This is a genomic window from Rhizomicrobium palustre (genome assembly GCF_011761565.1).
GTDB classification, from domain to species: Bacteria; Pseudomonadota; Alphaproteobacteria; order Micropepsales; family Micropepsaceae; genus Rhizomicrobium; species Rhizomicrobium palustre.
In genome coordinates this window covers 419,372-436,018 of sequence record NZ_JAASRM010000001.1, presented here as the reverse complement: position 1 = coordinate 436,018, position 16,647 = coordinate 419,372, and the positions used below count along the sequence as shown (strand labels likewise).

At 61.2% G+C, this 16,647-nt stretch carries 16 protein-coding genes; 10 read left to right on the top strand and 6 right to left on the bottom strand.

Annotated features, from left to right (window positions below):
* Window positions 1–54 precede the first annotated feature (54 nt).
* A complete protein-coding gene (locus tag FHS83_RS01860; RefSeq protein ID WP_167080308.1) occupies window positions 55–555 on the top strand; it encodes a PAS domain-containing protein in 501 nt (166 codons plus the stop codon).
* 92 nt (window positions 556–647) lie between these two features.
* Here FHS83_RS01860 and FHS83_RS01855 read toward each other — a convergent pair whose 3' ends face one another.
* Window positions 648–1,400: an SDR family NAD(P)-dependent oxidoreductase gene (locus FHS83_RS01855; protein WP_167080306.1), complete on the bottom strand. Its 753-nt coding sequence runs from the start codon at window positions 1,398–1,400 to the stop codon at window positions 648–650.
* Window positions 1,401–1,508: 108 nt separating this feature from the next.
* Between FHS83_RS01855 and FHS83_RS01850 the strand changes: the two genes are divergently transcribed.
* From FHS83_RS01850 to FHS83_RS01830, 5 genes are all read left to right on the top strand, one after another.
* On the top strand, window positions 1,509–1,865 hold the full coding sequence (locus FHS83_RS01850; protein ID WP_167080304.1) for a winged helix-turn-helix transcriptional regulator: 357 nt from the start codon (window positions 1,509–1,511) through the stop codon (window positions 1,863–1,865).
* 3 nt (window positions 1,866–1,868) lie between these two features.
* Complete coding sequence (locus FHS83_RS01845; protein ID WP_167080302.1) at window positions 1,869–2,543, top strand: GNAT family N-acetyltransferase; 675 nt, start codon at window positions 1,869–1,871, stop codon at window positions 2,541–2,543.
* A 93-nt stretch (window positions 2,544–2,636) separates the two neighbouring features.
* A complete protein-coding gene (locus FHS83_RS01840; RefSeq protein ID WP_167080300.1) occupies window positions 2,637–3,581 on the top strand; it encodes a c-type cytochrome in 945 nt (314 codons plus the stop codon).
* Between the two features lie 21 nt (window positions 3,582–3,602).
* Window positions 3,603–5,678, top strand: coding sequence for a M13 family metallopeptidase (locus tag FHS83_RS01835; protein ID WP_167080298.1), 2,076 nt, complete (start codon window positions 3,603–3,605; stop codon window positions 5,676–5,678).
* 191 nt (window positions 5,679–5,869) lie between these two features.
* Window positions 5,870–6,640, top strand: coding sequence for a YadA-like family protein (locus FHS83_RS01830; protein ID WP_167080296.1), 771 nt, complete (start codon window positions 5,870–5,872; stop codon window positions 6,638–6,640).
* A 38-nt stretch (window positions 6,641–6,678) separates the two neighbouring features.
* Here FHS83_RS01830 and FHS83_RS01825 read toward each other — a convergent pair whose 3' ends face one another.
* Window positions 6,679–7,566, bottom strand: a complete 888-nt coding sequence (locus FHS83_RS01825) for a LysR family transcriptional regulator (protein WP_167080295.1) — start codon at window positions 7,564–7,566, stop codon at window positions 6,679–6,681.
* A 100-nt stretch (window positions 7,567–7,666) separates the two neighbouring features.
* Between FHS83_RS01825 and FHS83_RS01820 the strand changes: the two genes are divergently transcribed.
* Window positions 7,667–8,836 carry an MFS transporter gene (locus FHS83_RS01820; protein WP_167080293.1) on the top strand — a complete coding sequence of 390 codons (1,170 nt, stop codon included), beginning with the start codon at window positions 7,667–7,669 and terminating at the stop codon, window positions 8,834–8,836.
* A gap of 28 nt (window positions 8,837–8,864) precedes the next feature.
* Window positions 8,865–10,046 (top strand): alkene reductase, encoded by a 1,182-nt coding sequence (locus FHS83_RS01815; protein WP_167080291.1) that lies wholly within the window; start codon window positions 8,865–8,867, stop codon window positions 10,044–10,046.
* 306 nt (window positions 10,047–10,352) lie between these two features.
* Here FHS83_RS01815 and rplI read toward each other — a convergent pair whose 3' ends face one another.
* Genes rplI through rpsF form a run of 3 tightly spaced genes read right to left on the bottom strand, consistent with a single transcriptional unit; the run spans window position 10,353 to window position 11,619 of the window.
* Window positions 10,353–10,931, bottom strand: a complete 579-nt coding sequence (gene rplI, locus FHS83_RS01810; RefSeq protein WP_167080289.1) for a 50S ribosomal protein L9 — start codon at window positions 10,929–10,931, stop codon at window positions 10,353–10,355.
* A gap of 14 nt (window positions 10,932–10,945) precedes the next feature.
* Window positions 10,946–11,254 (bottom strand): 30S ribosomal protein S18, encoded by a 309-nt coding sequence (gene rpsR, locus FHS83_RS01805; protein WP_167080287.1) that lies wholly within the window; start codon window positions 11,252–11,254, stop codon window positions 10,946–10,948.
* On the bottom strand, window positions 11,254–11,619 hold the full coding sequence (gene rpsF, locus FHS83_RS01800; RefSeq protein ID WP_167080285.1) for a 30S ribosomal protein S6: 366 nt from the start codon (window positions 11,617–11,619) through the stop codon (window positions 11,254–11,256). Before rpsF ends, rpsR begins: the two co-directional genes overlap by 1 nt.
* Window positions 11,620–11,919: 300 nt before the next feature.
* On the opposite strand from rpsF, the gene FHS83_RS01795 reads away from it, so the two are divergent.
* Together FHS83_RS01795 and hemN are read left to right on the top strand one after the other, a co-directional pair.
* The gene (locus tag FHS83_RS01795; RefSeq protein WP_167080283.1) at window positions 11,920–13,902 is read left to right on the top strand and encodes an ATP-binding protein; all 1,983 of its coding nucleotides are present in this window, start codon (window positions 11,920–11,922) and stop codon (window positions 13,900–13,902) included.
* Window positions 13,903–14,330: 428 nt separating this feature from the next.
* Complete coding sequence (gene hemN, locus FHS83_RS01790) at window positions 14,331–15,665, top strand: oxygen-independent coproporphyrinogen III oxidase (protein ID WP_167080281.1); 1,335 nt, start codon at window positions 14,331–14,333, stop codon at window positions 15,663–15,665.
* Between the two features lie 136 nt (window positions 15,666–15,801).
* On the opposite strand, the gene FHS83_RS01785 is transcribed toward hemN, so the two are convergent.
* Window positions 15,802–16,638 (bottom strand): class I SAM-dependent methyltransferase, encoded by an 837-nt coding sequence (locus FHS83_RS01785; protein ID WP_167080279.1) that lies wholly within the window; start codon window positions 16,636–16,638, stop codon window positions 15,802–15,804.
* Between the last annotated feature and the right edge of the window lie 9 nt (window positions 16,639–16,647).

Here is a 16,647-nt window from a genome sequence, read left to right as displayed (position 1 = left end):
TTCGTTTTGAAGGTCCTGCCGCTACGCGGTAGTTCGGTCAAAAGGGGCTGTGCGATGGTGCTTTACGTGCCCGCCAAATCGTCCTTCGAAGAAATCCCCGTCGAGCAGATGGAAGCCAAGCCCGTGGTGGCGGGGTATCGCTATTGGCTTAGCCTGTGCGGCGCGCGGCCTTATCCGACCCGCTCGGACATGCGCCCCCAGCCGATCCGGGACATTCTGCGCCACCTTGTCCTGATCCAGGTCATCGATGGGGCCGCCGATTTCATGATGTCCATTGTGGGGGACGAGGTGCAGCGCGCCTATGACGTGCCCCTCAATCATCGTTTGTTGAGCGATATTATTCTGGAGGCGCCGACCGTCTTTCCGGGCTGGATGGAGCGTTATCGCCGGACCGCCCTTGATGGGTTACCGCATGGCTATCGCGTCACCTCGGGCCTGGATGGCGGGGTCACCAAATTCATCCAGCGCGAAGCCGTGGTGCTGCCGCTGGGCGCCGACGGTGAAGTCACCCATGTCGTGACCTTCGGCAAACACGAGCTGAGGCCAGGAACATAAAAAGCGAATGGCCGGGGGAGGGGGACCCGGCCATTCGTCTCCACAAGCCTTGCCCTTGGGGGGAGAGGGAAGGCTGATCAGATCTTGCGGCGTTAGATTTGGCTCATGCCGCCATCCGCGACGAGATCGATACCCGTGGAGAAACTGGAATCATCAGAAGCCAGGAACAGCGCCGCCTTGCCCATTTCTTCCGGGCGGCCGATGCGGCCAAGCGGAACCTGCGCGGTAAAGCCTTTCTTGGCGGCCTCGGCGGCTTCAGGATCAGGGATGACGGTGTTGAAAATCGGCGTGTCGATCGGGCCGGGGCTCAAGGTGTTAAAGCGAATGCCGCGATCCTTGAATTCGGCCGCCCAGCTTCGCACGAAGGTACGCACCGCCGCCTTGGTCGCCGAATAAGGCGCGAAGCCCGGAATGCCGAGATATTGCGCGTTGGAGGCCACCACGACGACCGAGCCGCCATCCTGCAAAAGCTTGAGCGCTTTCTGCACCGTGAAAAACACGCCGCGGACATTGACGTTGAAAACGGCATCGAAATCAGCCGGCGTTGTTTCCGCGGTCGAGGCAAGCTTGCCGATGCCGGCATTGGCGACCACGATATCGAGCTTGCCCTTTTCGCGCCCTACGACGTCATAAAGCTTGTCGAGGTCTTCGAGCTTGGCGACATCGCCTTGCACGGCGGTGACGTTGCGTCCGATGGTTTCCTTGGCTTTGGCAAGTTCGGCTTCACGCCGGCCGGTAATAAAGACATAAGCGCCCTGGTTCACAAATTCCTGGGCGATGGCAAGGCCGATGCCGGTCGTGCCGCCGGTGACAAGTGCCACCTTTCCTTCCAATTTGCCGGTCATGATCTTTCTCTCTGGTTCCGTGTTGCGTAGCCAGAGAGTTGGGGTGTACTTGGGAGGTCTGCCAGTACTTACCTTTTGGTTCGTGCCACGATTTTTCGAGGGTCAGCTATGCGCAAACGGAAGAAGACATATTCTTGCGGCATGGAAGCGGTTTTGGCGATCATCAGCGGCAAATGGAAATTCATGATCCTCTGGGCGCTGGCCAACAATAAGACGCAGCGTTTCAGCGAACTTCGCCGCAGCATTCACGGCATCAGCGAAAAGATGCTGATCCAGGAGCTGAAGGAACTGCAGCTGGACGGCATCGTCTCCCGCAAGGATTTCGGCGAAGTGCCCCCAAGGGTGGAATATAGCCTTTCGCCCTTCGGGATAGAGCTTGCCCACACGCTGGAGCCGCTCTGCCAATGGGGCACAAAATACATGGCGCGCATCGGCAGTCTGCCGAGCCAGATCGCGGCGGAATAAGCGATGCATCCGCTGGATCGCCCGATTTGGAATAGCCTTACCACCACTCATGCCGGTTTTTCCGAAGGCGGGGCGCGCGCCAAGTGCTATGTGCCGGACGTGAATGTTTTCGCAGGCGCGGTGGATGAAAGCCCCGAGGCCCTTGCCGCCTTGGCTGAGTTGGTGGCGGCGGGGCGCCAAGTTTATTTGCTGCAAGTGCCCGAGATTGTTGTTCCAGAGGGACTGGTTGAGGCCAAGCGGGCGCGTGGCGTTCAGATGGTGGCCGCGCGGGATCTCGAAAATATTCCGCAGACGGATATTGTTGCGCTGGGCGAAGACGATGCGGCGGAGATGCTGGAATTGGCGCTGCTTACCGAGCCTGGGCCTTTTCTTCAGCGCACGCATCTGATGGGCGCGTTTCTGGGTATCCGCATCGATGGCCGTCTCGCGGCGATGGCGGGCGAACGCTTCCGCTTTCCCGGCTTTACCGAGGTGAGCGGGGTCTGCACCCATCCTGATTTTCGAGGGCATGGCTTGGCGCATAAACTCTCGGCGGTGGTGGCGGCAAAGATTGCGGCGCGCGGCGAGACGCCTTTTCTGCATGCCTGGGCCAGCAACAGCGCCGCCATCAGGCTGTATGAAAGCCTCGGTTTTGCAATCCGCGCCGAGGTGGATGTGGCAGTGCTGGAACGGGCGTGATCCCTCCTTTGCGGCAGGCGTTCAATTTGTACGTAGATGCGGCAAGTCTTCTGCCTTTAGGATCGCGGTGCGTATGCGGGGCAGGGGAATTTGGTGCGAGTTTTGAAGGCTGCGGCTTTAGCCGCGATGTTTGTGCTGTGCGGTGGTGCTGCTGCGCCGAGTGATCCGCCGCCCAAATGGGCTTTTGCCGGCATGAAACCCGGCCCTGAGCTTGCCAAAGACAAGCTCTTCTCCGCGCCGGGCTCGACGCTGAAAGTGCCGGGTGGAAAATTCGCCGACAGTGCGTTCATCGCTGATTGGTTTCCCGCCGATCACACCCCTATGCCTGCTGTGGTGGGGCAGGGACGCAAAGAAAAGAAGCTTCAGCCTTGCGCGCTGTGTCATCTGGCGACGGGCGCGGGCGGGCCTGATAGCGCGCCGCTGGCGGGGCTCTCCGCCGATTATATCGTGGCCCAGGTCGAGGAATTCCGTTCGGGCCGCAGGGCCTGCGCGGGCGATTGCGCCAAGGAGATGGCTGGCATCGCTGCCGCGCTCTCGCCTGCCGATCTGCGTGAGGCCGCGGCCTATTTCGCGCGCCAGCCTTACCGCTCCCGCATGGTGGTGCAGGAAGCCGCCATGGTGCCGAAAGCCGAGCTGGTGTGGTTCGCCTATATGCCGGTGAAAGGCGCGGGGCTTGAACCGATTGGCGCGCGCGTTCTGGAAATGCCCGCTGACCTCAACCGCTATCTAATGGGCGATTGGCGTTTGCCGGTTACCGTTTATGTGCCGCCGGGCAGTATCGCGCGCGGCAAGACGCTGGCGCGGGGCGGGGCGGGCGTGATGGCCTGCGCGGCCTGCCATGGCGCGGATTTGAAAGGTGCTGGCAGCGCGCCGCCGCTCGCAGGCCGTTCGCCGAGCTACCTCTATCGCCAGCTCTACAATATCCAATACGGCTTCAGAAAAGGCCCCGCCGTAGCGCAGATGCAGCCCGTAGTGGCGCATCTGAACGCCAAGGATCGCATTGCGCTTGCGGCGTATCTCGCATCGGTGAAGAATTAGAGCGCAATTGGGGTGATGGATATGTTGCGCAAAGCTCTTACCGGGGTTGCCCTCGGCGCCGTTCTGATGGCCGTTTCCGCGGCCGGATCGGCCGAGGATTTGAAACTGAAATATGGAAGCTGGGGTTTCGATGCCGCTGGTGTTGATCCTGCTACCAAGCCGGGTGATAGTTTTTTCCGCTACGCCAATGGCAGCTGGCTCGACAAAACCGCCATCCCCGCGGACAAGGCGATGTACACGCTGCGTATCGCGATGACGGATTTGACCGAGCAGCGCCAGCGTGCCCTGCTGGAAGAGGCCGCCGCCCATGCCGGGCACGCGCCCAGCGATCTCGAAGGCAAGCTCGGGGCTTTCTATAAATCCTTCATGGCGGAAGCGGCGGTGGAAAAGGCTGGCGCCGCGCCGCTCAAGCCGCTTCTCGATGAGGTGCGCGCCGCCAAATCGCGCGACGATCTTGCCGCTCTGATGGGGCGCAACAATGCCGATTTCGAAGGCTCGCTATTCGGCGTCAATATCGATGCCGATCTGAAAGACCCGTCGCGCTATGCCCTCTATGTCGGTCAGGCCGGGCTGTGGTTGCCGGATCGCGACTATTATCTGCAAGCGGGCTTTGCCAAGCAGAAGGCGCAATATGAAGCCTTTGTGCTCAAGCTCCTCACGCTGCTGAACTGGCCTGATGCGGAGACGGAAGCCAAGGCGGTTGTGGCGCTCGAAACAAGGATCGCCGAGGCGAGCTGGACCAAGGTGCAGCAGCGTGATCTCAACGCCGTCTATAACCCGATGAGCCCCGCAGAGCTGAAAGCTTTCGCGCCGGGCTTTGCCTGGGATCGCTTTTTCGCCGAGGTAGGCGTGAAGGATATTTCGCGTGTGGTGGTGGCGGAAAAATCAGCCTTTCCGAAACTCGCCGCGATCTATGGCGAGACGCCGCTCTCCACCTTACGCGCCTGGGCGGCCTTCAATATCGCCGCCAATGCCTCGCCCTATCTCTCCAAGCCTTTCGCCGATGCGTTCTTTGAGATGCATGACAAGACGCTGTCGGGGCAGGAGGTTGAAACCGTCCGCTGGAAACGCGGCGTGCATGCGGTGAGTGGTGGCGATTACGGGGCAGGCGACCGGTTCGATTATTTCGGCAGCATGGGCTGGGGCGTCGGTCAGATGTATGCGGCGAAATATTTCCCCGCGAGCGCCAAGGAGAAAATCGAAGATCTGGTCACGCATGTGAAGGCGGCCTATCGCACCCGCCTCCAAAATCTAGATTGGATGAGCCCGGCCACCAAGGTGGAGGCGCTGAAGAAGCTCGATACCTATACCATCAAGGTCGGCTATCCCGATACGCCGCGCGATTATTCGGCGCTCATCATTCGCGACGATGATCTCATCGGCAATGTGCGCCGCACCGCTGCGCATGCTTGGGCTTTTTACGTGAAGCGGCTCAATGGGCCGGTGGATCGTAGTGACTGGTTGATGACGCCACAGACCAATGACGCCTATAACGGCTCCTTGCGCGATATCGTCTTTCCGGCCGGTATTTTGCAGCCGCCGATCTTCGATGCCGAGGCCGATCCTGCGATCAACTACGGCGCGGCGGGCGCGATCATCGGGCATGAACTCACGCATGGCTTTGATGATGAGGGTCGCAAGATCGATGCGGCGGGTGCGCTGCGCGATTGGTGGACGGCGGAGGACGACGCCAAATTCGTCGCGCGCGCCAAGAAGCTCGCGGCGCAATACTCCGCTTTCGAACCTTTGCCGGACGTGCATATCAATGGCGATCTGACGCTGGGCGAAAACATCGCCGATCTTGGCGGGCTGACGCTGGCGCTGGCGGCCTATCGCGCTTCGCTGGGCGGCAAGCCCGCGCCAGTGATCGACGGGCTCACGGGCGATCAACGCGTCTTCCTCGGCTGGGCGCAGGCCTGGCGCGGCAAGCTGCGCGATGATGCGATCAAGCGGCAGGTGGCGAGTGACCCTCATTCCCCGCGCCGCTTCCGCGTCGATGGCGTGGTGCGCAATCTCGATGATTGGTATCAGGCCTTCGGCGTCAAACCCGGCGAAAAACTCTATGTGCCGCCCGAGGACCGGGTGCGCATCTGGTAGGATAAAGGGCCCGGAGATATCCGGGCCTTTTTCATTTCTGCGCGAGAGGTATCGCAAGCCCGATGTCGCATGTACGACCAAAAGGAACGGAAGTTTTTATTACGTTCATATCTTTTTTGAGCGCTCGCCTCTCATTTTCGCGGTAGTAGCGAATATTCTAACGTTTCAACAATGTTCAATGTGGGGATAACATGCGATTGCGTTTCGTTATCAGTGCTGTTTTTTCTGTCGTTGCTGGTCTTGGAGCTGCTGACGCAGATTCTTGGAGCGGCACGAATTACGATATTGGTGCGGGGGAGGTAGCGCGTATTTGCATGCTCTACTGCTCTGATTCCACACCAGCTCCGTCGGGCTCTGCGCTTGATCTGAATAATGCTTACATAGCCATAGCGGGCATGATGCCGACATCATCCAGCCCCACCGGAAGCGCACTTGCGACGGGGGTTGGTCTTGTTTCCCTAAATCGGTTCGCTTCAGCTAATTCTGTTGCCAATTTGCAGAGTTTGCTCGGGGCGCAGGGCGGGTCGCTTGCTTCTTTGCAGGCTCTTGTGGGATCGCAAGGCAAATCGCTCGTTTCTCTGCAAGATACTGTCGGAAATCAGGGCCAGGCCATCTTGAACCTGCAGGGACAGAATACTGCGTTAAATGCGCAAATGGCTGCCGTCACCAAAGATCTGGCGATTATCAGCAATCAAGTCGCGAGTTTGGTGGTGGCCCAGCGGGAAACCGAAAAGCACGCCTGGATCGGGTCGGCATTGGCCTCGGCGCTTGTGGCTGTAGCGCCGGCCGAAGGCAAGACCAATAGGCTTGGCATCAATATGGCTACGGTGCAGGGACAGAGTGCGATGGGGTTGAATTACGCGCATGTGTCGGGCGGCTGGGATGTGAACGCCGGTGTTGCGATAAGCACGTCACAAAGCCGATATGCTGAGGGTCGTGTCGGCGTTGGCTTCAGCTGGTGATTTGGTTGAAAAAAAAGGCCCGGTTTTTCTGGGCCTTTTCATTTTGCGGAGGCGGTCGCCAATTCCGCTTCGAGCGCCGCCACGAAAATGCGCAGTTTGGGCAGGACTTGTTTGGTGGTGGGGTAGACGGCCCAGATGGAAAGATCGTCGGGTACGGCATCGGCAAGGGTGATCTCGATGAGGCGACCGTCGCGCATATCCTCGCGCACATTCCATTCGGAGAGGAGCGCGATGCCGGCGCCGCCCAGGCAGGCCGCATGCAGCCCCTCGATGGCGTTGGAGGTGAAGCGGCCCATCACGCGGGCACGCTGTTCGCGGCCATCCTGGCGAAAGGTCCAATGGGTGGTGCCGGTTTGGGCGAGGCAATCATGGCCGAGCAATTCCTCCAAGCGGCTGGGGCGTCCACGCGCGGCGATGTAAGAGGGCGCGGCGCATAAGATGCGGGCCGAAGGCGCAATGCGGCGCGCGATCAGACTGGAATCTCTCAGCCGCGCGATGCGGATGGCAAGATCAGTGCCCGAGGCGACGATATCGACTTGGTGATCGGTCATTTCGAGATCGACGCGAAGATGGGGATGCGCGGCGAGGAGGCGCGGGATCATCGGCGCCAGAACTTTGCGGCCAAAGGCGAGCGAGGTGGTGACGCGCAACAGCCCCGAAGCGCCCAAGGTGGAGCTGCGCAGCACCGCACGGCCCGCCTCGTCATTCTCCACCAGCGACTGGGCGAAGGGCAGGAAGCTTTCGCCTTCGGGCGTCAGCGACAGCGAGCGGGTGGTGCGCTGCATCAGCCGGACACCCAGCTCGCGTTCCAGCGCGGCGAGCCGCCGTGTCGCCACCATGGGGGTGATGCCGAGGCGCCGCGCGGCCGCCGCCAGACTGCCTGCCGCCACCGCCGCCACCAGCACCGCCACGTCTTCCGTGTTCATTATTGCGTAATCCGTTACACTGGCACTGCGTTTCGCATGTATATTGCAGAAACCGATAGGGTGGTAGCTCTGGATCGTCAAAAACCAGAGGCCGCCCGCCATGCAGCAACCTTCGCAGATTACGCCCCGCCTGACCTTCGCCATGGCGCTCGCCAGCGGCATCTCGGTGGCCGGGATCTATTACAATCAGCCGATGCTGGGCCTGTTGGGGGCGAGTTTTCATAGCCCGCTGATCAAGCTGGTGCCGACCGTGACCCAGCTGGGTTATGCGGCGGGGCTTTTCCTTCTGGTGCCGCTGGGCGATCTGCAGGACCGGCGCAAACTGATCCTGGGCCAATTCCTGCTTTTGGCGGTCGCGCTGGCTGCTGCCGCTTTGGCGCCCTCCGCGGGGTGGCTGATCGCGGCGAGCCTCTTGGTCGGGATCGGCGCCACCGGCGCGCAGCACATCATTCCTTTGGCGGCGCATCTTTCGAGCCCGCATACGCGCGGCAAGACCGTCGGCAGCGTGATGGCCGGGCTTCTGGGCGGCATCCTCCTCAGCCAGACCTTGGCGGGGCTGGTAGGCGCCCATGGCGGCTGGCGGCTGATGTTCTGGCTGGGCGTGCCGGTGACGCTGCTGGGCACGTTGTTGATGGCGCTGATGCTGCCGAAGGATCATGCCGCGAGCCGTCAGCGCTATAAGAGCGTGATCGCCTCGCTCGGCCATATCTGGCGCGAGGAACCCGCTTTGCGTAAAGCCACGCTGGTGCAGGCGAGCCTGTTCGCGGCCTTCTCTTCGCTTTGGGCGACGCTGGCACTGCATCTGCAAGAGCCGCGCTTTGGCCTCGGCGCCGATGCGGCGGGCCTGTTCGGTCTGGTTGGTATTGTCGGCGTGGCCGCAGCGCCTTTGGCCGGACGCATGGCCGATACACGCGGCCCCAAAACCTTGGTGGTGCTCGGCATTGCTTTCGCGGCGGTCGCTTGGGCGGTGCTGGCTTTCTGGAACTCCATCGCCGGTCTGGTTCTCGCCGTCGCGCTTTTGAACTTCGGCGTGCAAGGCGCGCTGATCTCCAACCAGCACATCATCTACGCCTTGCGGCCCGAAGCCCGCGCCCGCCTCAACACGCTTTTCATGAGCGGCATGTTTCTCGGCGGCGCACTCGGCTCGGCCGCGGCTGGTGCAGCGTACAGCGCCGCGGGCTGGGGCGGTGTCGCCGCTTTCGCCCTCGCACTCACCGCTTTGGCGGCTGTGGTCGAAGCCACGCCCCGCCGCCGCGTTGCTTCCGTCTGAACCCATTCATCTCTTGAAGGAGAGTCCCATGTCTCAAGCGCTTCTGTCCCCCTACAAACTTGGTTCCCTCGAACTTCCCAACCGCGTGGTGATGGCGCCGATGACGCGCAACCGCGCCGACAATCCCGGCAATCTGCCCACGGGGTTGACCGCGCAATACTATGCCCAGCGCGCCACGGCGGGGCTGATCATCTCCGAAGGCACCTTCGTCAGTACACAGGGTATCGGCTTTATCAATGTGCCGGGGATGTATACGGCCGAGCAGGCTGAGGCCTGGAAACAGGTGACGACCGCGATCCATGCCGCGGGCGGGCGCATCTTCGCCCAGCTTTGGCATGTCGGCGCGATCTCGCATCCTGATCTGCTCGGTGGCGCATTGCCGGTGGCGCCCTCGGCAATCAATCCCGAAACCAAGGCTTACACACAGGACGGCTTCAAGCCGACCGTGACGCCGCGGGCGCTGGAAACCGAAGAGGTTGCCGCCATCGTGCAGGATTTTCGTCTGGCTGCGGCGCGCGCTGCGGCGGCGGGCTTTGATGGCGTGGAGCTGCATGGCGCCAATGCTTATCTCATCCAGCAGTTCTTATCGGCCAGCACCAATAAGCGCACAGACCGGTATGGCGGCTCGATCGAAAACCGCACCCGCTTTTTGTTCGAGGTGATCGAAGCGGTGCGCCAGGAATTTCCCGCCGACCGTATCGGGCTGAAGCTTAATCCGGCTGCGGATGGTTTTGCGGGTGTGCTGTTCGATGACGAGACCTTGGCCGTCTATCGCCATATCGTGGCGCGCATCAATGCTTCGCCGATTGGCTATCTGCACATCACCGAGCCGACCAATGCGCATGAGCATCTGCCCAAAGAGCTCTTTGCGCCTTCGGTGGCGGCCTATTTCCGCCCGCTCTATCACGGCACCATCATCGCGGGCGTCGATTACAGCCAGGAAAGCGCCAATCGCGCGCTGGAAGAAGGCTATGCCGATCTGGTGGCGTTTGGGCGCGCCTATATCGCCAATCCCGATCTCGTTGCGCGCTTCGAAAGCCATGCGCCGCTGGCGGCAGCGGATCGCGCCACCTTCTATACCGGTGGCGCCAAAGGCTATGTCGATTACCCCGCCTATTCGCCCGCGCAGACGCTAGAGACCTCCGCCCAAACCGTCGCCCCCGGCGAACGCTTTTTCGAAACGCGTGCGAAGACGAGGGCGGGGAAGTAGCCTGATTTTACCCTCCCCTTGAGGGAGGGTCGAAATTTGTGAAAGCAAATTTCGGGGAGGGGTATGTCGTGCCGTTTACAGGAGGCTGCAGGCAGGCGGTGCGTTCGGAATTGTTCTGAGAGGTGGTGTGCGTGGGTGCGCCTCGGCATACCCCTCCCCGAAATTTCCGCTCGCTACCGCTCGCGATAAATTTCGACCCTCCCTCAAGGGGAGTGTAGGGATATATGTAAACAAAAAGGCCCGGATTGCTCCGGGCCTTTTCTATTCTGGATGGCCGGGTCAAGCCCGGCCATGACGGAGGGAAGTTTACTCTTCCACCGCTTCTTCGTCGTTGAGGCCGGCGCCTTCTTCGAAGACTTCTTCCGCGGCAGCCACAGCTTCCTCGGCATCGGTCTTCTCGGCCAGCACGTCCTCACCCTGGGCCTGACGTTCGGCTTCTTCCTCGGTGCGGGCGACGTTGATCGTCACGCTCACGCGCACTTCGGGATGCAGCACGACGGTCAGCGGGAACAGGCCGATGGTCTTGATCGGCTTATCCAGCGGGACCTGGGTGCGGGCGACGGTGAAGCCGCCATTGGTGATGATGTCGGAGATATCGCGCGGGGAGACCGAGCCATAGAGCTGGCCACGGTCGCCGGCCTGACGCAGAAGGACGAACACCTGGTCCTTCAGCTTCACGGCAACGGCTTCGGCATCCTTCTTGCGCTCGAGGTTGTTGGCCTCGATCTGCGCCTTCTGGGTGGCGAAGTATTCACGGTTCGCCTTGGTCGCGCGCAGGGCCTTCTTCTGCGGAAGCAGGTAATTACGGGCAAAGCCGTCCTTCACCTTCACTTCGTCGCCGATCTGGCCGAGCTTTTCGACGCGTTCGAGCAGGATCACTTGCATTGGTCGTGTCTCCCTCAGTCGATCACATAGGGGAGCAGCGCCATGAAGCGGGCGCGCTTGATCGCATTGGCGAGCAGGCGCTGCTTCTTGGCGGAGACCGCCGTGATGCGCGACGGCACAATCTTGCCGCGCTCGGAAATGAAGCGCTGCAGCAGCTTCACGTCCTTATAGTCGATCTTCGGGGCATTCGCGCCCGAGAAGGGGCAGGTCTTCTTACGACGGAAGAAGGGACGGCGCTGACCGCCGGCTCCGCCGTGACCGCCTTCGCGATCGCCACCACTACGTTCGCGGCGCTCGCCGCCGCCTTGTCCACCAAAGCTCATCAGACCAGCTCCTCAGTGTTTTCGGCTTCCGGCTTGTCGGCGCGGTCGTCACGACGCGCCTTGTTCGAAGACACTTCGAACGCTTCGACCTTCACGGTCAGGAAGCGCAGGACGTCTTCGTTGATCTTGAGCTGACGTTCCAGCTCGATCACGGCCTTGGCAGGGGCGTTGATGTTGAGGAGCACATAATGCCCCTTGCGGTTCTTCTTGATGCGGTAAGCGAGGCCACGAAGACCCCAATATTCCTGCTTCTCGACCTTGCCGCCTTCGCCTTCGACGATGGTTTTGAGGTGGGTAGCAAGGGCGTCAACCGCCTGCGCGCTGATGTCCTGGCGCGCGATCAGGAGATGCTCATAAAGAGCCATTCTCGCGTTCCCTTGTAGGGCTGCGGTGCACCAGGGCCGGGTTAAGCCCGAAAGTGCATTGGCTCGCAGGAAACCGGACCATCCGGCATGGCCCTCAGTTTAGGAAACTGATGGCCCTCCCGCGACCGAAGCCACGAAGGGCGGGCGTATAGCCGAAAGGGCCCCCGGGGGCAAGCGATGGCTCCAAATGCCCCAAGTCGGGGCAGTCGCGGCAATTTCTTGTAATAATGGTATTTGAAAAACCATGATACCGACTAAGAATAATTTCAACTTTACCGGCAGTAATGCTAGAATATCTCCATGTTGGGGGCCGGGACCAAAGCAATGTGGCGGCCGCAGAACGAGACCAAAAGCCGGTTAGTGGGGGTGGGAATCCTGCTCTCCTCTGGCTTCATATTCCTCCTCGACATGACGCCTCTGAGAGGCGCTGCCGATGGCGCTTCCTATGGGCTGGTGATCGCCGCCGCGGCGGCGTTTGGTGCCCGCCCAATGTGGTGGAGTGCTGGGCTTGGCGCCGCACTCACCATTCTGGCGCCTTTCCTGGGGGGGGAGGCGCAAAGGCCCCTGCCCGAAATCATTTCGTCGCGCGTGTTCGGGCTGGTGGTGATCGTGGTGGTCGCCGCCATGCTGCAGCGCATGTTGGGGACCCGCTCTGAAATTGCCGCCAGCGATCGCGAGCTTGCCGCCCATCAGGAGGCGCTGCGCAAGATCACCAGGCTGGCGCTCTCCTCCGACAAATCCCTGGACCAGCGGCTGGAGATCATTACCGAATGGACCGCCGGGGTTATGGGCCATCCCAGGGCTTGCGTAGGGCGTATCGAAGAGGGCGGGCAGGGATTTCGCTTCCACGATATCTATGACCAGCGCGTGAACCGTCACCTCAAGGGCACCGAACCGCCCCCTTGTATCGAGAATGTCTATCCGAGCCTTCTCGGCAATGACCTTGTTTCCGTTGCCGAGGATGTCATGACCGCGCCGGATTTTCAGCCCGGGCGGGAGTATTTCGCGCGCTACAATATCCGCGCCGTGCTGCATGTGGCGGCGGCCTATCGCGGCGATGTGGTGGCCTCGCTGATCATTTCCTCGCCCACGCCCCATGCCTGGAGCGAGCGCGAGATTACCTTCGCCAAATCGGTGGCCCAGGTTGTCGCTCTGATCTTCGCCCTCGATTATAATCAGCGCACGCTGGAGCGGCTGGATCGCGTCAGCCAGGGCATTTTCGTGCTCGGCCAGGATGGTGCGGTGGAATATGCCAATGCGGCGGCGCGCGCGATTTCGCCCCAAAGCACCGGTGATGTGCCGCTTCTGCCTTTTGTGCTCGAGCCTCTGCATGCCGAGAAGGATGATCGTGCCATCACCCTGGCGGGCCATGATTACGAGCTTTATCGCGCCCGCTTGCCCGGCGGTGAAGTGCTGGTGCGGGTGGAAGATGTCACCGCCCGCAACGCCGCTTTGGCGGAGGCCAAACGCCTGGAAGAGCAGGTAAAGGAAAGCGCCAAGCTGCAAGCCATGGGACAGATGGCGGCGGGCATCGCGCATGACTTCAACAATATCCTCGGCGCGATCCTGGGGCTCGCTCAGAACCAAGCGCGGCTTCTGGAAAAGAAAGCGGCCGTCTCCGAGCCGGACAACGCCATGGAGCGCAACCTCACCGAGCGCATTCTGGGCGTGTGCAAGCGCGGCAAGTCGCTGACCGATGAAATTCTTGGCTTTGCCCGGACCGCCTCGGTGGAGCGCACGCCGCTGGATCTGACCCAGCTTCTCTCCACCAGCCTTGATGTCGTGCCGAGCGACAGCGAGACGCCCGCCACGGTATCGCTGGCGCTGCCCAAGGATGCCCTGCCGGTGGATGGCAATGCCGCCCAGCTTTTGCAGCTTGTGCAGAACCTTGCCGTTAACGCCATACATGCCTGTGAAGGCGAAGCGGGCCGTATCGTGATTTCGGCGGGGCTGGCCGAGCACAACGAGCTCATGGTGTTGAAAGCCCATGCGCTGCCGCCGGAGGAGCGGATTTTGGGCTCCATCGATCCCACGCGGCGCTATTGCTATGTGCGGGTCTCCGATAACGGCCATGGCATTCCCGCCGAAGTGATGGATCGCATCTTCGAGCCCTTCTTCACCACCAAAGGACGGCGCAAAGGTTCCGGCCTGGGGCTTGTTGTGGTGCATGGCGTGGTCGATTCCCACCAGGGTTGCTGCCATGTCCGCTCGCTGGCGGGGCAGGGAACGGTCTTCACCATCTACCTGCCCATGCTGACCGAAGCGGCCATCGCGGCGGCGTAAGCCACTCGTCTTTCCGCCCCCGCTTTCTCCGCAATTTCCCAGTTCTGTCGCCCTCGCAACGCGGGGGAGGAAAGCCGCGTGCACATCCCAACTCCATCTTGCGCATCACACGCGAAACCAGGGATAGGAATCCCGGTGTCGTCTGCGCTAAGCTGTCGGAATGATTTCTATACCCCTACAAAAGGTGCGGGCGCTGTCGCGAAAGGCAGCGCCCTATCAAGACCCCGGCTCGCAGCCAAATGGGTCGACCGGCCCGGCGGGCGGGCCCGTCCTTTGCACCTTTTGCGTCGCCGGGAACCGGCGAGCTAGGTGAGTATTAGTATGCACTATCTACGGCAAAAGTCAAGAAAAACGCCGCCTACGCGCTATGTCTTATACGTTCAGACGCAGTGCGTGATATCAATAAACCTCAGCTTCGTAATGGCCTGATGATGAACACTCGAGTCGATCTCTTCTCTGCACGCGTGCCGCGTTACACCTCTTATCCCACCGCGCCGCATTTCCATCCCGGTGTGACGAGTGCAACCATGCGCGAGTGGCTGGCCAATCTGCCTGAAGGCCTGCCGCTCTCGCTTTATCTGCACATTCCGTTCTGCGACACGCTGTGCTGGTTCTGCGGCTGCCATACGACGGTGGTGAACCGTTATTCGCCGGTGCAGTCCTATTTGCAGAACCTGCTCGCCGAGATCGCCACGATGGGTCCTCTCGTGAAGGGCCACAAGGTCACGCATCTGCATTGGGGCGGCGGTTCGCCGACCATGCTGGCGCCCGATGATGTGCGCAAGGTGAAGAAGGCCCTCGACGAGGCTTTCGATTTCGCCCCTGATGCGGAATTCGCGGTGGAGATCGATCCGCGCGGCATGAAACAGGAGATGATCACGGCGCTCGCTGAATGCGGGCTGAACCGCGCCTCCATCGGGGTGCAGGATTTCGACCCCAAAGTGCAGAAGGCGATCAACCGCATTCAGCCTTATGATGAGACCAAGGCGGTGGTGGATGCCTTGCGCGCGGCGGGCGTTGCTTCGCTCAACATCGATCTCATCTATGGCTTGCCGCATCAGACCAACGCGAATGTCGCGCGCACCATTGAACTTGCGCTCACTTTGAAGCCGCAGCGTTTCGCGGTGTTCGGCTATGCCCATGTGCCCCATTTCAAGAAGCACATGCAGCTCATCCCGGAAGACGCGTTGCCCCAGGCCGAAGAGCGTTTCGAGCAGTTCGAGCTCGCCCATTCGCTGCTGTCATCGGCGGGCTATGTCGCGGTCGGGCTCGATCACTTCGCGGTGCCGGAAGATTCCATGGCCATCGCCATGAAGGACGGCAGCCTGCAACGTAATTTCCAGGGCTATACCAGCGATGACGCGCCGGCGCTGATCGGGCTGGGGGCGTCCTCCATCTCCGCGCTGCCGCAAGGCTATGTGCAGAACAAGCCCGAAGTGCCCGAATGGCGCAAGGATGTGGAAGCGGGCGAATTGCCGGTGGCGCGCGGTATCGCGCTGTCGGAAGACGACAAGCTCCGCCGTGGCATCATCGAAAAGCTGATGTGTTTCCTAGAGGTCGATCTCAGCGCTTTCGGCAAGTCTACGGGCGATTTCCCGGCTGAGATGGAGGCACTTGCCCCGCTGATCCAGGAAGGCTTTGTGGTGGTCGATGGCGCGGTGCTCAAGGTGCCGCAAACCGCCCGCGCCGCCGTGCGCCTGGTGGCGTCCGTGTTCGACAGCTACCTCGCCAAAAGCAAAGCCGTGCACGCGGTGGCGGTTTAAGGGCGCATCTTCTTATTCGTCATGGCCGGGCTCCGGCCCGGCCATCCAGACAGCGTGGAAATCTGGCACATTAAATGTGCTGGAGTGGCTTCTATATGGATGGCCGGGTCGGAGCCCGGCCATGACGAGATTAGGATCAGCCCCGCTTTGCCAGCACCCCGAACGGCAGGGCTTTTTCGATCCAGCCGGCGCCGGTGTTGAGATCAAAAATCTCGACCGGCGTGAGCCCGGCTTGTTTCAGCTCAAGCTCGACCTGATGCGGCGAGAGATATTGCATCCAGTTATAGATCTGGCGCTGGCGCCCCGGCTCGACAATGAGATAGCGGTCGAGGCCTAGATATATCTCGTTATAGCGGTGGGTGACCTTGAAGCCGATGTAATCGCCCTCGGCCCAGAAGCTGTTCATCAGATTTCGCTCGCAGACAAATTCTTCTTCCACAGGTCCGAATTGGGCGCGCGAGAAGACATCGAAGACGAAATGCCCGCCCGGCAAAAGCATGTCGTGCACACGCTTCAAAAGATGGCGACGCTGCCCCGGCGAGAGGGCGCAATAATCGCCATAGATCAAGGTCACGACATGCTGGGAGCCGGGCAGCGCGTCGTTCAAGTAATTTGCCTTGTGATAGGTGATCTTCAGCCGCTTGGCCGCCGCCGACCAGCGGGCGTGATTAAGCGAGCGTTCGGAGAAATCCACCCCGCAGGCACTCGCCCCATACATCGCCATCCGCTCGGTATAAAGCCCAGGCCCGCAGCCAAGGTCGCAAATGCGCTGCCCCGCAAGGCCGAGGCGGGATTCGATCCAGCGCACCAGCCGGTCGATGCTTTCCGGGCGGCGCGAGGCTAGATCGGTCGCGGGATCCAAGTGGTGATGCAGCATGCGCTCGGAGATATGCTCATCCGTCCACAAATCTTCGGCCGTATAGACCGAAAACGGTTCGGGGCGCTCCAGGAAGTCCTTCAGGATGTCGTACATACGTCCCCC

Excerpts from the sequence above, each read along its gene's own strand:
- FHS83_RS01825 (WP_167080295.1), bottom strand. The coding sequence starts at position 7,566 with ATGAACACGGAAGACGTGGCGGTGCTGGTGGCGGCGGTGGCGGCAGGC.
- hemN (WP_167080281.1), top strand. The coding sequence starts at position 14,331 with ATGATGAACACTCGAGTCGATCTCTTCTCTGCACGCGTGCCGCGTTAC.
- FHS83_RS01815 (WP_167080291.1), top strand. The coding sequence starts at position 8,865 with ATGTCTCAAGCGCTTCTGTCCCCCTACAAACTTGGTTCCCTCGAACTT.
- FHS83_RS01795 (WP_167080283.1), top strand. The coding sequence starts at position 11,920 with ATGTTGGGGGCCGGGACCAAAGCAATGTGGCGGCCGCAGAACGAGACC.
- FHS83_RS01785 (WP_167080279.1), bottom strand. The coding sequence starts at position 16,638 with ATGTACGACATCCTGAAGGACTTCCTGGAGCGCCCCGAACCGTTTTCG.
- FHS83_RS01855 (WP_167080306.1), bottom strand. The coding sequence starts at position 1,400 with ATGACCGGCAAATTGGAAGGAAAGGTGGCACTTGTCACCGGCGGCACG.
- rpsF (WP_167080285.1), bottom strand. The coding sequence starts at position 11,619 with ATGGCTCTTTATGAGCATCTCCTGATCGCGCGCCAGGACATCAGCGCG.
- FHS83_RS01845 (WP_167080302.1), top strand. The coding sequence starts at position 1,869 with ATGCATCCGCTGGATCGCCCGATTTGGAATAGCCTTACCACCACTCAT.
- rpsR (WP_167080287.1), bottom strand. The coding sequence starts at position 11,254 with ATGAGCTTTGGTGGACAAGGCGGCGGCGAGCGCCGCGAACGTAGTGGT.
- FHS83_RS01850 (WP_167080304.1), top strand. The coding sequence starts at position 1,509 with ATGCGCAAACGGAAGAAGACATATTCTTGCGGCATGGAAGCGGTTTTG.
- FHS83_RS01860 (WP_167080308.1), top strand. The coding sequence starts at position 55 with ATGGTGCTTTACGTGCCCGCCAAATCGTCCTTCGAAGAAATCCCCGTC.
- FHS83_RS01830 (WP_167080296.1), top strand. The coding sequence starts at position 5,870 with ATGCGATTGCGTTTCGTTATCAGTGCTGTTTTTTCTGTCGTTGCTGGT.
- FHS83_RS01820 (WP_167080293.1), top strand. The coding sequence starts at position 7,667 with ATGCAGCAACCTTCGCAGATTACGCCCCGCCTGACCTTCGCCATGGCG.
- rplI (WP_167080289.1), bottom strand. The coding sequence starts at position 10,931 with ATGCAAGTGATCCTGCTCGAACGCGTCGAAAAGCTCGGCCAGATCGGC.
- FHS83_RS01835 (WP_167080298.1), top strand. The coding sequence starts at position 3,603 with ATGTTGCGCAAAGCTCTTACCGGGGTTGCCCTCGGCGCCGTTCTGATG.